Raw genomic sequence first — 14,050 nt, 5'->3', positions numbered from 1 at the left:
CCATTGGCGAGGGATGATCAGGGGCGAGTCGCCCGGTCCTCACTCTTGCCCGGCCTTCCTACCGCAGACTGCGAGCAGCGCGGCCACTATGGCGGATCCGAGAATGAAGAAGAAAAGGAAGCGGATCGACTGCACATTCACCACACCCACGAGGGCTGCCGGGAAGAGCATCGCCGCGATGGTGAGCGGCAGGATCGAGTAGAGGGACTGCCCGAGTGTCGTCATGGTGAGGTACAAGCTCGATGCCGACGACCGGCGAGTGGCCGCGACGGATCGAAAGATGAAGTTGAAGTTCGCGGAGAAGAAGACGCCGATGACGATGCCGATGATCAGGTGCACTGCTGCGAACACCAACACCTGGTTGAACGACAGCACACCGATGATCGCGCTGAGCCCGAGTAGTCCTGCGCCGCCGAGGATGACGCCGATGTAACTCATCCGCTGCAATGCCTGAACCGCGATCACTCCGCCGACGAGGAATCCCAGAAAGTAGAAGGTCTGCAGGTAGGCGTAACTTCTGGCACTCAATCCGAGTCCGTAGCCGAGCGTCTCGCCTGCCGGTGTCTGGGCAACGTACGAGGATGCGATGAGGAACAGAGTTCCCGTGCCGGCGACCAATCCACCTGCTATCAGCCCCACAGTCATTCGTCGGTCGGTGAGAATAGACAGRTCGATCAACGGGTTCTGCGACGCCCTCGAGTGCCGGACCCAGATTGCGATCGCGACGATGCCCACGATGAAGAGGACGATGGTCGCAGCCGAGGCCCAACCGAGTGACGGTCCGAAGCTGAGACCGGCGAGGATCGCGGCCACGCCGCCACCGAGTAGCAGCACGCTGACGTAATCGACCGAACCGGAATCGAAGACGGTCGATTCGGGGATCGTCGCGAGGATCAGTACCGCGAAGATGGCCATTACTGCTGCAACGCCCCAGAATACGACCCGGAATCCGTAGTTGTCGATCACGGGACCGGTGATGAAGGGGATGAGTGCCCCGGGTAGTCCCGACCCGGTGGCGACGAGGCCGACGCCGAAGGGCGCGATCCGTTCCGGAAGTGCTTCGCGGACGAGAGCCGGCGCAAGTGCCGCGCAGGCGAGGGTCGCGCCTTGCAGGAACCGTCCCGCCAGCACCACCCAGTAAGCCGGTGCGATGGCAATCAGCACGGATCCGATGGTTCCCACTACCACGAGCGCGATGATGATGCGGCGTTTGCCGTAGAGCTCGCCCATTCGCGCTGCCAGCGGGGTCAGGACCGCTGCTGCGATGAGTTCGAGGGTGACGAACCAAGCACCCTGATCGGTGTTGAACTCCGCCGAGACGAACGGCAGTCCTTGCGGTCCGAGCAGGACCGTAGCGATCGCACCGACCAGACTGCCGACGAGTGCAAGGACGACGATGATTCGGCGCAGGTTCCATCCGGTGCCGGGCGAGGATGACGTACGCTTGTGTGTCTGCGTGGTTGTGGACGAGTTGTTTAGTGAAGAACTCATGCATTCCGCCTGAATGTCGAGGTACGGCAGGCAACCGGCGATCGCCCGCAGCACGATGTGCTCGACGAGCATCGGGGTTCGCGAAGAACCCGATCTCTGTCCGAGTGGGGAAAGTAGGGGTCCTGCGCGCGCGGGAAGAATCCCATCGGTGATCACTACCGATGTGGATTCGAATCGGTAGTGAGGGGATGCGGTATCGACAGCCAACCCCTCACTACCGATCTGTGCCGCCTGCGATCAGGATTCCGGGGCGGCGTGACGTGCGCCGGCCGATCATTCTCCGACTCGATGTTGCGGAGGGTGGGAGAATGTCGGTTCCGGACTTCGCACGGATCACTCTCGAGACATTCATACAACCTTGACGGGTAGCGAATTCAGCTGGTTGACCAGCGAACTCCAACCGCGTTCCGGTGTGCCGTTCAGTTCGAGCCGAACGCCGCGACGATTGATGTCCTCGAACAGGATTCTCAGCTCGAGTTTGGCCAGCATGCTCCCGACGCACCGATGTGGCCCACTCCCGAATGCGACACCTTCTGCTGCAAGCGGTTTCGGATCCCGGAACGGGTCGAACCGATGAGGATCCTCGAAGATCTCGGGATCTCGATTGGCTGCTGCCAACATCAGCTGCATGGTGTCACCCTTGCGAATCTGTTGACCGTTGAATTCGAGGTCGTGAGTGGCGGTTCGTGCCACGTTGTACGCCGGCGTGACATAGCGGAGGCATTCCTCCACCAGTCGAAGGTACTCGCCGTCGGCGAACGCCTTCTCGAACGTCGCCCGGGTCACCTCATCTTCGATCATGAGACGGATCGACTGCGACATCAGCGTCTGCGTTGTCTCAGTGCCCGCCACAAGAATTCCAGTGGTGTACATCTGGTACTCGAACTCGTCGATTTCGCCGTTGTCGAGTGCGGCTGCGACAACCGACAGAAGGTCGTCCTGAGGATCGCGCAGCTTTTCCACTCCCAGCTCGGCCATGTATGCGCCGATCTCCGCGAAGACTGCTGCGAAGGCGGCGCCTCCGTCCTGCTCCGCCTTCGCTTGCGCGACGAAGACGTCGAGCGACCATTGAACGATCTGCTCTCGCATCTCGCTCGGGACACCCATGATGGCACTCATCACGCGGCACGGAATCAGCTTGGCAACGTCCTCTACGAAATCGAACTCCCCGAGGGGAAAGGCGTTGTCGAGTGCCTCTTCGGTGACCTCACGGACCCAACCGTCGAATCGTCGGACGATCCGAGGGCCGAAGGACCGCGAGGCCATCCTCCGGAGCCTGCTGTGCTCCGGAGGGTCCATGAAGAGAATGTGCTTCTGCATCGGACTGGTGCCATCCATGTTCCCCAACGGGTAGAAGGCGCCCGGGACCGAGCTGAAATCGGCTGGACGAGACTCGATGTCCATCACGTCGTTGTATCGGGTGACGAGCCAGAGCCCGCCGTTGTACGTGCCGTGTTCTGCCGGCTGCCACACCAGACCTTGACGAGCCCGGATCTTGTCCAACGTTTCATGCGGAAAGCCTTCGACGTACACCGCGGGATCCGTCAGGTTCGGCTCCTGCAATGCGTCGTCCACAATTGAGGTCATAATCTCACCGTTTCGGTTCGGGGATCGCTGATTGATTCGCAAGGGGGCACGCGCAACTCCCGGTGTCCCTTGCGCTGCGCTCAGGATTCGGAGGGGCCCGCCATCAGCGCTAGCAGACGCGTCGGATCGTTGTATTCGCGCCAGTGGGTGATCTTTCCGTTGTCGTCGAACTCCGTGATGCCTGCGATCGGAGTGGAGATGATGATGCTGCCGTCGGCGCGAAGGAGGTGGTCGATGCGCTCGTGCAGCACGATGTTCCCGACCTCGGCGATGTGCCGAACCTCCACGCGAATGCACTCCATGCCCAGTGCCGAGTCCTTCGAAGGCTGAATGATCTTTTCGAGGGCTTCGTCAAGACCCTGAACCTGGGGCAGAGACTCGGTGTTCCACCAGATCGTCTTGTCGGTGAAGACGTCGCGGAAGGAGTCCACGAATGTATCGAAATCGGTGTCCCACTTGTCCCAGAATGTGAGCAGCCGCTGCGAGTTCGGTCCGGTGTTCGTCATTTCTTCCTCCAGATGATTCTTCACGGTTGATGCGCATGAACCGAGGCGTACTCCCCTCGAGGGCCGAAAGCCCGAGTGGATTGGTTGAGAAGCCGACGCTGCGGAAATGCGCAAATGTACGCTGTGCCTTCAGTTCCGGATTGAAACTACGGCTGGTGACGCAGGGGCGGATCGGATACTGCCCTTGCTGCGTATACCGTATCCCAGTGTGTTGGCGATCACAAGCCTCCGATTTCGGAGCTTGGTGTCCCCGACTGGAACCTGCCGCTTCGGAGGGTGGGCGCGGCGGGAGAGCGAACCGCTCCCGTGCTCGGGGCAGGGGAGATAGGGATCGTTCTCGATCGGTAGAACGCGGGGGACATGTGCCGGCCCGCGTTCTACCGGTAGGGAGCAGTCGCACGCGGACAACGACTCGTGGGTATGTCCGGCGAGGTTGGACACGATGGTCCGGCGAACTGTCCCGAGTCAATTCTTCCGGTGAAGGTTTGCTCGCTCGAACGCGTGCATCGCGTGTGCGCGCAGGGTTTCCGGCTTGTCATTCACCCAGTCGTACAGTGACACCCGGACACAGGTGACGATGATTGCCGCCACCAAGCGGGCGTCGTGAGGATCCGAGTATTCGGGAAACGCAGTTTCGATGGCTTTGGTGTATTCGGTCTCGGCCTCGAGGGCGGAGCGCAGCCAGACCGAGCTGAGTTCCTCGACGCCGAACAGCAGGCGATATGTGCGATGCGCGCCCTCGAGCCCACCGTGTGATTTTTCGTACGACGCCACCAGAGCATCGGCGGCCCGTTCGACGATGTCGGGCTCATCCGAGTCGATGAACGCCTGGTGCTGGATCTTCATATGTTCATGAAGGATCGGCCAGAACGCATCCGACTTGTTGGCGAAGTGCCGGTAGAACGTGCGGACCGAGATGCCTGCGTTCTGGGCGATGTCGCTGGCGGTGACCTCACTCCAACCCCGCTCGTCCAAGAGCGACATCGCCGACTGTGCGAGCTGGCTGCGGAGTGCCACGCGCTGCTGCTCGCGGAGGGTCGGCTGTTTCGTCTCGGGTTTCGATGTAGTCACGCCTCATCGCCTTTCTTGTCGGGTAAGTCGACCGGCTCGGCGGGCCGCTCGGCTGTTCTCGAGGAGAGTCGTCCCTGCGGTCCGGTGAGCGCCGGACCGCCCCGCCCCCCAGGCGGGCTTCTCCTCACGAAACTCGGCAAACACAAGCGTGAACTGTGGTTCTGCCTCAGAGTTCGAGCCTGCTTGCAGGTCGAACGGCTGCGCGGCCGAGCGCGCCGACGCCGCGCGCCGACGCGGTACCGACCTCAGCCGGTGAAGCACGGTGTGAAGAGCCACGAGACCATCCTTCCAGCACCGCACGCACCGCCGCTGTGCCGGTTCGTGGTGCCCAAATTCATCGGCAACCGAGTATTGCGACTTCTGTCACTTTGTGCCAAAGTAGCTCAAGATGACACGTTAGGGCAAGCGTCATCGGTTGTGATAGCGCAGCGTCTCCGCGGGTGTAGTTGCTCGTGGAGACCGACGTGGACCGGCAGTGCGCGGCGATCCGCCGCTCGCGTCTCCGGCCAGTCGGCAGTGCCTCCGGCCTGTCGACCAGATCAGTCCCCGGCAGGTTGATTCGTCGTGACGTCGAGTCGACCGGCTCGGCACGAGAAGTAATTCGAGCTCATTCGGTTCCCATTCTCTAGGGAGAGGTGTATTTGCGGTGTTGGATTTGACGGATGTTTTGTATGAGGTTGTGGGTGGGGTTGCTCGGATCACGATTAATCGTCCGGAGAAGTACAACGCGTTTCGTGAGGAGACGTTGGATGATCTGATTGCGGCGTTCGGTGCTGCGGAGGCGGATCGTTCGGTGGGTGTGATCGTGTTGACGGGGGCGGGGGAGAAGGCGTTTTGTTCGGGTGGGGATATTGCGTGGGAGGATGCGTCGGATCCGGTGGGGGCGGCGCGGATGAATCGGCGGACGAGTAATTTGTCGTTGATTATGCGGGGGTGTGGGAAGCCGATTATTGCTCGGGTGCGGGGGTTTGCGGTCGGTGGGGGTAACGAGTTGCAGATGTTGTGTGATTTGACGGTGGCGTCGGAGGATTCGAGGTTCGGTCAGTCGGGTCCGAAGATGGGGAGTGTGCCGGTGTGGTGGGGGACGCAGTTGTTGCCGCGGATCGTGGGTGAGCGGCGGGCGCGGGAGATCGTGATGTTGTGTGAGCAGATTCCGGCGCCGGAGGCGGTGTCGCTGGGGTTGATCAACAAGTGTGTGCCGGCGGCGGAGTTGGACGCTGCGGTGGATGCGTGGTGTGCGCGGTTGTTGTCGTTGAGTCCGCAGGCGTTGCGGGTGGCGAAGATTTCGTTGAATTTCGAGAGTGATCAGTTGTGGCCGGCGGTGCAGCATGGTCAGCAAATGATCAATTTTATTCATGGGACGGATGAGTTCCATGAGGGGACGCGTGCGTTTTTGGAGAAGCGGAGTCCGGATTTCGCGCAGTTCCGTAAGTAATGCAATTCCGTAAGTGGTTCTGTCGGTTGGTTTTGTCGGTGTGAGTTTTGTGGAGGGTGGTTTGTGATGCGGTGTGATGGCAAGGTTGCGGTGGTTGTCGGTGGTGGTAGTGGTATCGGGCGTGCGGTGGCGGAATTGTTTTCCGCGCAGGGTGCGGCGGTGGCGGTGGCGGATGTGAACAAGGCCGGTGCTGCGGAGACGGCGGAGTTGATTCGTGCGCGTGGTGGTGTGGTGTCGGAGCATGTGTGTGATGTGACGGATTTCGGTCAGACGGATGCGTTGATCGAGTCGGTGCTTCGGGAGCATGGTGGGGTGGATATTGTGGCGAGCACGGTGGGGTGGTCGGATACGACGTTTTTTGCTGATGAGGATGATGAGTATTGGCAGAAGATTGTGCGTATCAATTTGATGGGGTCGATTTATTTGTGTCGGTCGGCGTTGCGGGTGTTCAGTGCGCAGAAGTCGGGGTCGATCGTGTTGACGAGTTCGGATGCGGGGAAGGTGGGGACGTTGGGGGAGACGGTGTATGCGGCGGCGAAGGCGGGGGTGATCGGGTTTGTGAAGTCGTTGGCGCGGGAGGTGGCGCGTGATGGGGTGCGGGTGAATGCGATTTCGCCGGGGCCGACGGATACGCCGTTGTTGCGGGCGCAGTCGGATCAGCATGTGATCGATAAGATGGTGCGAGCGGTGCCGTTGAAGCGGATGGGGACTGCGGAGGAGCAGGCGGCTCCGGTGGTGTTCTTGGGGTCGGATGCGGCGAGTTATGTGACGGGGCAGACGCTCAGTGTCAGTGGCGGATTGACGATGACATCCTGATCGCGTAGCCCGCCGTAGATTCAGTCCCCGACCGCCGCCAGGAACTCGCGGAACCCCCGAATTTTCGCAGGTCGGAACGTGAGCTCGTCCTGGACAAGGCGACTGTTTCCTGTATCCAGTATGACTGGATACAGAAGATGTATCAGATCATTTCAGCAGAGGATCCGACGCTTTCTGCGTCGTCATCGAGATCCCACTGAGTAGCTTGCGTGCGATACACGTATTGAGGAGCCCATTGTGAGCGTAGAACGCAAACTGCAGTTCGCCCTCGAAAAGGCAGTCGAACGGGGAGAGCGCGGCGTCCAGATCGCCGCTTACCTGAAAGGCGAGCCGATCCTGTCCGGTGCCATCGGCACCATGGACGACGCGGGGACCCCGGTCACCGGGACGAGCCTGTTCCCGATCTTCTCCGTGACAAAGGGATTGGCGGCGATGGCCGTCCATATCCAAGCCGAGCGCGGGTTGCTCGACTACGACGAGCCTGTTGCCACCTACTGGCCGGAATTCGGGTCGAACAGTAAGGGCGAGATCACCGTCCAGGAAGTGCTCGTGCACCAGGCGGGGGTTCCGCAGATGCCGCCGGGGACAACCCCCGAGAGGTTGGCCGACTGGGATTGGTGCGTCGCCGGGCTCGCTGCGCTGGAACCGTTGTTCCCGCGTGGACAGAGTGCATACGCGTCCATCAGCTACGGTTGGCTGCTCGGCGAGGTGGTGCGCAGGACGGACTCCGTCGACCGCACGTTCGCCGACTTCATTGAGCAGGAGATCTTCGAACCGCTCGGCATCGAGGACTACTACCTCGGGATGCAGGGAAACAATCACCAGCGTGTCGCGCAGCTGTACACGGCGGGCGGGCTGCGGCCGCAACCGTCGGAGTACCGTTCGCTTGCGATGCCGGAATCCATTACACCAGGCCCGATTTGGAACAATCCGGTCTTCTACGATGCGGTGGTGCCGGGGGCCGGCGGCATTGCCAACGCCGACTCCGTGGCCAAGTTCTTCGGATTGCTGGCAAACGGGGGGGAGCTGAACGGGACGCGCTTGCTCAGCGAGGAGCGTGTGATGTCCTTCGTCGAGCCGCGGCCGCGGTCGGAGGAGTACGACGAGGTTCTCGGCCAAACGCCGCTCGTCGGGGTGGGCGGGTTCTGGCTCGGCGGGAACACCCCGCCTGCGGAGCCGATCATCGGGACGAACCCCAATATTCTCGCGAGTAACGGTTCCGGCGGATCGATTGCGTGGGCCGATCCGGACACGGGCCTGTCTGTCGCGATCTGCCACAACCGCATGTTCCGGATCAACCCTCCGCTTCCGCCGGACGAACATCCCTTCACCGAGCTCGGCGATTTGGTGCGAGACATTGCCGGATAACCGTTTCCCTGTCTGTAATACCGTGACGACTCCACCTGCACTGCAGTGGGATTCGTCTAGCATGAGAGTGGTCAGCTGATATGGCATCACCGAACGGACGTAAGCACTCTGAAACGCTCGATGTGCTCGACGCGACCGAGGGGCGAGAGTACCTCACCGGGTCGGATCTGCTCCTGCGCCTGCCGGCGATTCAGAAGCGGCTCGATGATCGTGCCGGGCTGCATACCCGAGGCTACGTGTCGGGATACCCGGGTTCGCCTCTGAGCGGTCTCGACTCCTTGCTCCGACGTGAGAAGTCACGGCTGTCGGAGGTCGGCGTCGAGTTCGAACCCGGTATCAACGAAGAGTTGGCGGCCACGGCGGTCTGGGGCACTCAGAACCTCAATCTCGGAGGAAACCACTCCGATCTCGATGGTGTCTTCGGCATGTGGTACGGGAAGGGGCCGGGTGTAGAGCGGTCGGCCGATGCGCTCCGCACGGCAAGCTACTTCGGAACCTCCCAGTATGGTGGTGCGTTGGCGCTCGCCGGCGACGATCACGAGGCACGAAGCACGGTGACGGCTCAGCAGAGCGAAACCCTGTTCGTGCACATGGGGATGCCTGTCCTCAGCCCGGCGACCTTGCAGGAGATGCTCACCTACGGGTTGTTCGGTTGGGCGCTGTCCCGGTACTCGAAGATGTGGGTCGGGATGATCTGCCTCAACGATCTGGCCGATTCCGCCGGTTCGGTCGACCTCGGTGCGCTGCCGACCATCACCCCCCCCGGGGGTGACGGTGCACCGGGAGCGCAATTGGGAAGGACCGCAATCGATATCGAATACGATATCAAGCGGTGGCGTATGCCCGCGGTGCAGAAGTTCGCCGAGGTGAACGAACTCGATCGAGTGACGGTTGAGGGTGGACCACACCGTCGGGTCGGCATCGTGGTCGCGGGAAAGCCGTATCTCGATGTCCTGGATGCGCTCGATGAGCTCGGTGTCACGGAGCAACGCGCCCTCGAGCTCGGCGTGACGGTGTACAAGCTCGGGTTGGTGTGGCCGATCGCGGAGAAGGGTGCGCTGGACTTCATGTCCGGTCTCGACGAGGTGATCGTCGTGGAGCCGAAGTACCCGGTCATCGAGGATCAGCTGAACCGACTGGCCAATCGTCTGGACCGCGATGCGCGCCCGCTCATCGTCGGCAAGACGGACGAGCAGGGTGCTCGGCTCGTGCCCGAGATCAGCGGATTGAACTCCGGAATCGTCACCGAGGTGCTCGGAAAGCGGCTGAGGCGTTTCGGATTGGAAACGGGGAAGACCATCGCTAGCGGCGTGGGGCAGTTGTTGAGCCTGACTCCGGTGCAGGGCGGGTTGGTCCGTGCTGCCGGCTTCTGTTCGGGATGTCCCCACAGCACCTCTACCCGCGTCCCTGAGGGCAGCTTCAACTTCGGCGGAACCGGTTGCCACGCGATGGCGACGTTCGCCGAGATGGAGGGTCGCGAGACCGACATGCTCCCGCAGATGGGAGGCGAGGGGGCCATGTGGATCGGCATGTCACGGTTCAGCTCCGAATCGCATGCCTTTCAGAACGTGGGCGACGGTACCTACTCGCATTCCGCATCGCTCGCGATCCGGGCGGCGATCGCTGCCGACGTGAACATCACCTTCAAGGTTCTTCTGAACGGGTTCATCTCCATGACCGGAGGCCAAGCGATTCCGGGTCAGTTGAGCGCGATCGAGGTGGCAGAGCAGGTTCTGGCCGAGGGCGCCAAGAAGGTCGTCGTGGTGACCGAGAGCCCGAGGCGGGTACGGAGGCGCGGACGGTTCCCTCGCGGTGTCGAGATTCGCCACCGGAAGAAGTTCATGCAAACCGAACAGGAACTGTCGACGGTTTCGGGAGTCACCGTCCTGATCTACGACCAGGAGTGTGCGGCGGAGCTTCGGCGACATCGCAAGCGGGGCGCAGCGGACGATCCGGATAAGCGCACCTACATCAATCCCGAAGTGTGCGAGGGGTGTGGGGACTGCAACCACCTTTCGAACTGCATCTCGGTCGAACCTCTTGAAACGCCTCTCGGGCGGAAGCGGAAGATCGACCAGTCCACCTGCAACAAGGACTTCAGCTGCGTCGACGGCTACTGCCCGAGCTTCGTTACCGTCTACGGCGCCACGCCGCGCAAGCGCACCATCGACGGCGCGTCCTTGGATGCGCTCCCGGCGGCACCGGAACCCACCGGGTTCCCGTCGAATCGGGAAGCGTACAACGTGGTCATCGGTGGTATCGGTGGCGGTGGTGTGCTGACGATCGGGGCGCTCCTGGGTCGCGCCGCGCACACGGAGGGCAAGTTCGTGTCGGTCCTCAACGAGACCGGCATGGCGCAGAAGAACGGTGGTGTCCAGAGCCACGTTCGGATCACGTCGATGTCGGATGCGGAGCTGTCACCGCGGATCGGACCCGCTTCGGCGGACCTGGTGATCGGTGGCGATATCGTCCTCGCTTCGTCGAAGGACCTGCTCGGTTTGTACGATTCCGACCGCACGAAAGCGATCGTCAACGAAGAGGTCAAGCCGACAGTCGCTTTCGCGGAGAATCCGAACCTGAACCTCGACAGCGGGTACATGGTTTCTGCCCTGCGGGAGGCGACAGCCGGAAACGTGGAGTTCGTGGATGCGAACGGGTTGGCGGTCGCGCTTCTCGGCGATGAGATCTATTCCAACATCATCCTGCTCGGCTACGTGGCGCAGCAGGGCAAACTCCCCGTGCGAGTGAGCTCGTTGGAAGAGGCTATCGAGTTCAACGGGATCAGTGTGCGAAAGAACCTCCAGGCTCTGCACATCGGCCGGCTTCTCGCCGCGGGCAACCCCGCAGTCGAACGGCTCCTCGATGAACTGGACAGGGCCGGCACCGTGGGATCGGGCGACGCCCCGGTCGACGTGGATCTCGAGGACGTGATCGTGGATCGCGTCGCGCGTCTGACCAACTATCAGAACCGGGAGTACGCAGAACGCTACCTGTCGCTCGTCAACCGGGTGAGGTCGTCGGACATCGGTGATGACCTGCAGTTGACGCGGGCCGTCGCGGTCTACTTCTACAAGTTGATGGCGTACAAGGACGAATATGAGGTCGGCCGGCTGTACACCGATCCCGAGTTCCGGCGCGGGCTCGAGGAAGAGTTCGAGGGCGACTTCCGGATCAAGGCGAATCTGGCGCCTCAGCTGTTCAACACCCGGGACAGCTACAGCGGTCGATTCCGCAAGTGGGAGATTCCTTTCTGGGCCGCAGCCCCCGTGTTCCGTGGACTGGCAGCGATGAGGCATGTGCGGGGAACGAAGCTCGATCTGTTCGGGGCGACCGCGCACCGCCGTGCAGAACGAGCCCGGGTCGGCGAGTACGAGCAGCTGATCGACAAGCTGATCGGTGACATCACCGAAGAAAATTACGGTATCGCGGTCGAGATCGCCTCGTTGCCGGAGCAGATTCGAGGGTTCGACTCGGTAAAGGACCTCTCTGCGCAGGATGCCGATCGGCGACTCCGCGAGCTCCGGACGGAGTTCGATGCGTCGGAGACATCGTCGGTCGCGTGACGCGCGTACAGGGAAATTCGAGTGGATATCGTTGAGGAGGTCGTAGAGATGACTGCACGCAAGTCGGTGGAATTTGTCGATGTAGACGGAAAGTGCCCATTCCAGTACTACGAACAGGCGCGAGCCCGCGAGTCGGTGGAGTTCGAGGACCGGACCGGGTTCTGGATCGCCGCGGGGTACAGCGCTGCAAGTAACGTGCTCACGGACGAGGAAACGTTCCCTCGGTTCCTTCCCGAGGAGATCGTCACCGACCCGAAATATGTTCGTACCGTGGCTACTCCGTCCTTCCTGCTGGGCGAGGAGCGAGTCAAGCATCACAAGTGGTGGCTTCAGCTCTTCAACGCCAAGGAGCTGGCCCGGTACCGCCGGGACATCGTCAGCGGTGTGGTGTCGGCGACGATCGACGAGTTCGCCGGCAACGGGACGGTGAACCTCATCAGCGAGTTCACCGAGCCGGTTGCGGACCGGGTCATCGCTGCGGTACTCGGCTTGCCCTGGCAGGACGCCGAGTGGATGGCCGAACTGCGGCACAACTTCGATCTGACCGAAAGGTACAAGGAGTCGATCTACCTCAAGCCGGCGGAGTCGAAGCAGTTCGCCGAGGCCGCCTTGGCCGGAACCTACCGGATCGACGAGCTCATCCGCCCGTACATGGAGCGGCGGAAGGAGACCCCGGACGACACCGTGATGAGTCGGATCTTCCACGACGATGCGCTCGAGGGGTGGTCCGAGGACGAGCGGTACGGCTTGGCGCGGACGTTCTTCACCGGTGGCAGCGGCACCACGAGCGTTCAGATCGGGAATGCCGTGTGCCTGATGCTCCAGACCGAGGGGATGGTGGAGCAGCTGGTCGACGGTGACAGCGAGCTGACCGCCCGGTTCGTCGAAGAGGCGCTGCGTTTGGTACCCACCAATCACTTCCGCAGTCGGAAGATCGCCGCCGATACCGTTTTCGAGGGTGCCAACCTCGAGAAGGGGCAGGTTATCGCGGCCGTCATCGCCTCGGGTAACCGCGACGAGAGCAGGTATACGAACGCTCACGAACTGGACTTGACCCGGCCGAATCCACGGCAGCACTTGACGTTCAGTGTCGGAATCGGTGCTTGTGTGGGTTCGGGACTCGCGCGCGTCATTCTCCAGGAGTCGATCGCTGCATTGACCTCGCGGCTGACGGGGATGCGTCTGGACACTGCTATGGGCGTGCCCGAGCTGCGGGGGTCGATGTTCCGGCCGTATACGCCAATCCACCTGACCTTCGAAGCTGCGAAGTAAAGGACCATGCTCCGGTCGAGAACTCGACACGGAACTACGAAAGGAAGTCGAAACAATGGGTCGCATGCAGGACAGGGTGGCATTGGTTACCGGTGGAGCCTCAGGCCTCGGCGCTGAGACGTGTCTGCTGTTTGCCGAAGAGGGTGCTGACATCGTCGTCGCCGATATCAATGCCGATCGTGGGGCGGACGTCGTGCGGGGTGTCGAACAGCGCGGCCGCAAGGCGGTATTCCACCACACGGACGTGGCCAAGAGTGCGGACCTCGAGTCCGCAGTACGGCTGGCGGAAGAGACCTTCGGGAAGCTCGACACCGTGGTTGCGAACGCAGGTATAGGCGGGGCCGCTTCACGAAAGCGACTCGAGGATCTCACCGAGGAGCAGATGGACGAGGTGATCCAGGTGAACATGAGTGGAGTGTGGCGAACCTTCAAGTTCGCGGCTCCGGCTCTGCGACGTGCAGGTGGCGGGTCGATGACTTCGAGTGCATCGGTTGCCGGCCAGACCATTCTGGGTGGCTCGACGCTCGGAGGTTACACGGCGTCGAAGTTCGGTGCAGTGGGCCTGACGAAGTTCTTCGCCTCCGAGTTGGCCGCAGACGGAATCCGGGTCAACTGTGTTTGCCCTGGACGAATGCAGACGAACATCGACGAGAGCTACCACTGGTCGGCTGAGGAGCTCGAGGCTGCGCGCAAGCGCCGCCAGGGTGCGGTGAACACTGCGATGCGGACGATGGCGGAGCCTCGTGAGGTCGCCTACCTGCACYTGTTCCTGTGCTCCGATGAGGCCTCCTTCGTTACGGGCCAATCGATCGAGGCCGACGGCGGCCTGAATCTGTTCATGAACAAGGCCGGGCTGGTAACCGAGACCCCGGCTGATCAGGCCTGACCCAGCATCATTCCGGCGGCCGGCCGTAGCGGTCGCCGACCACTCGAGCCCGTGC

10 protein-coding genes are annotated in these 14,050 nt (G+C 62.0%); 6 read left to right on the top strand and 4 right to left on the bottom strand.

Annotation, left to right across the window (positions count from 1 at the left end; genetic code table 11):
- Positions 1–39: 39 nt before the first annotated feature.
- From AC1DWT_RS02095 to AC1DWT_RS02080, 4 genes are all read right to left on the bottom strand, one after another.
- Positions 40–1,491, bottom strand: a complete 1,452-nt coding sequence (locus tag AC1DWT_RS02095; protein WP_179377493.1) for an MFS transporter — start codon at positions 1,489–1,491, stop codon at positions 40–42.
- Positions 1,492–1,839: 348 nt separating this feature from the next.
- Positions 1,840–3,078 (bottom strand): cytochrome P450, encoded by a 1,239-nt coding sequence (locus tag AC1DWT_RS02090; RefSeq protein WP_477919493.1) that lies wholly within the window; start codon positions 3,076–3,078, stop codon positions 1,840–1,842.
- A gap of 80 nt (positions 3,079–3,158) precedes the next feature.
- The gene (locus tag AC1DWT_RS02085) at positions 3,159–3,584 is read right to left on the bottom strand and encodes a limonene-1,2-epoxide hydrolase family protein (RefSeq protein WP_143548862.1); all 426 of its coding nucleotides are present in this window, start codon (positions 3,582–3,584) and stop codon (positions 3,159–3,161) included.
- Positions 3,585–4,049: 465 nt separating this feature from the next.
- On the bottom strand, positions 4,050–4,655 hold the full coding sequence (locus AC1DWT_RS02080) for a TetR/AcrR family transcriptional regulator (protein WP_143548861.1): 606 nt from the start codon (positions 4,653–4,655) through the stop codon (positions 4,050–4,052).
- 646 nt (positions 4,656–5,301) lie between these two features.
- Here AC1DWT_RS02080 and AC1DWT_RS02075 point away from each other — a divergent pair.
- From AC1DWT_RS02075 to AC1DWT_RS02050, 6 genes are all read left to right on the top strand, one after another.
- Positions 5,302–6,090 (top strand): enoyl-CoA hydratase-related protein, encoded by a 789-nt coding sequence (locus AC1DWT_RS02075; RefSeq protein WP_257015234.1) that lies wholly within the window; start codon positions 5,302–5,304, stop codon positions 6,088–6,090.
- 90 nt (positions 6,091–6,180) lie between these two features.
- Positions 6,181–6,906 carry an SDR family NAD(P)-dependent oxidoreductase gene (locus AC1DWT_RS02070; protein ID WP_477919490.1) on the top strand — a complete coding sequence of 242 codons (726 nt, stop codon included), beginning with the start codon at positions 6,181–6,183 and terminating at the stop codon, positions 6,904–6,906.
- A 237-nt stretch (positions 6,907–7,143) separates the two neighbouring features.
- Positions 7,144–8,274, top strand: coding sequence for a serine hydrolase domain-containing protein (locus AC1DWT_RS02065; RefSeq protein WP_179377492.1), 1,131 nt, complete (start codon positions 7,144–7,146; stop codon positions 8,272–8,274).
- An 80-nt stretch (positions 8,275–8,354) separates the two neighbouring features.
- Entirely contained in the window at positions 8,355–11,837 is a 3,483-nt protein-coding gene (locus tag AC1DWT_RS02060; RefSeq protein ID WP_095860491.1) for an indolepyruvate ferredoxin oxidoreductase family protein, read from the top strand.
- 48 nt (positions 11,838–11,885) lie between these two features.
- Complete coding sequence (locus tag AC1DWT_RS02055; RefSeq protein ID WP_477919487.1) at positions 11,886–13,109, top strand: cytochrome P450; 1,224 nt, start codon at positions 11,886–11,888, stop codon at positions 13,107–13,109.
- A gap of 64 nt (positions 13,110–13,173) precedes the next feature.
- On the top strand, positions 13,174–13,995 hold the full coding sequence (locus AC1DWT_RS02050; RefSeq protein ID WP_477919485.1) for an SDR family NAD(P)-dependent oxidoreductase: 822 nt from the start codon (positions 13,174–13,176) through the stop codon (positions 13,993–13,995).
- The last annotated feature ends 55 nt before the right edge of the window (positions 13,996–14,050 follow it).

The sequence above is a fragment of the Rhodococcus sp. P4_B6 genome (assembly GCF_056402215.1).
The sequence above is the reverse complement of the archived record's forward strand: the minus strand, read 5'-3'. Positions and strand labels throughout refer to the sequence as shown.

Excerpts from the sequence above, each read along its gene's own strand:
- AC1DWT_RS02090 (WP_477919493.1), bottom strand. The coding sequence starts at position 3,078 with ATGACCTCAATTGTGGACGACGCATTGCAGGAGCCGAACCTGACGGAT.
- AC1DWT_RS02055 (WP_477919487.1), top strand. The coding sequence starts at position 11,886 with ATGACTGCACGCAAGTCGGTGGAATTTGTCGATGTAGACGGAAAGTGC.
- AC1DWT_RS02060 (WP_095860491.1), top strand. The coding sequence starts at position 8,355 with ATGGCATCACCGAACGGACGTAAGCACTCTGAAACGCTCGATGTGCTC.
- AC1DWT_RS02085 (WP_143548862.1), bottom strand. The coding sequence starts at position 3,584 with ATGACGAACACCGGACCGAACTCGCAGCGGCTGCTCACATTCTGGGAC.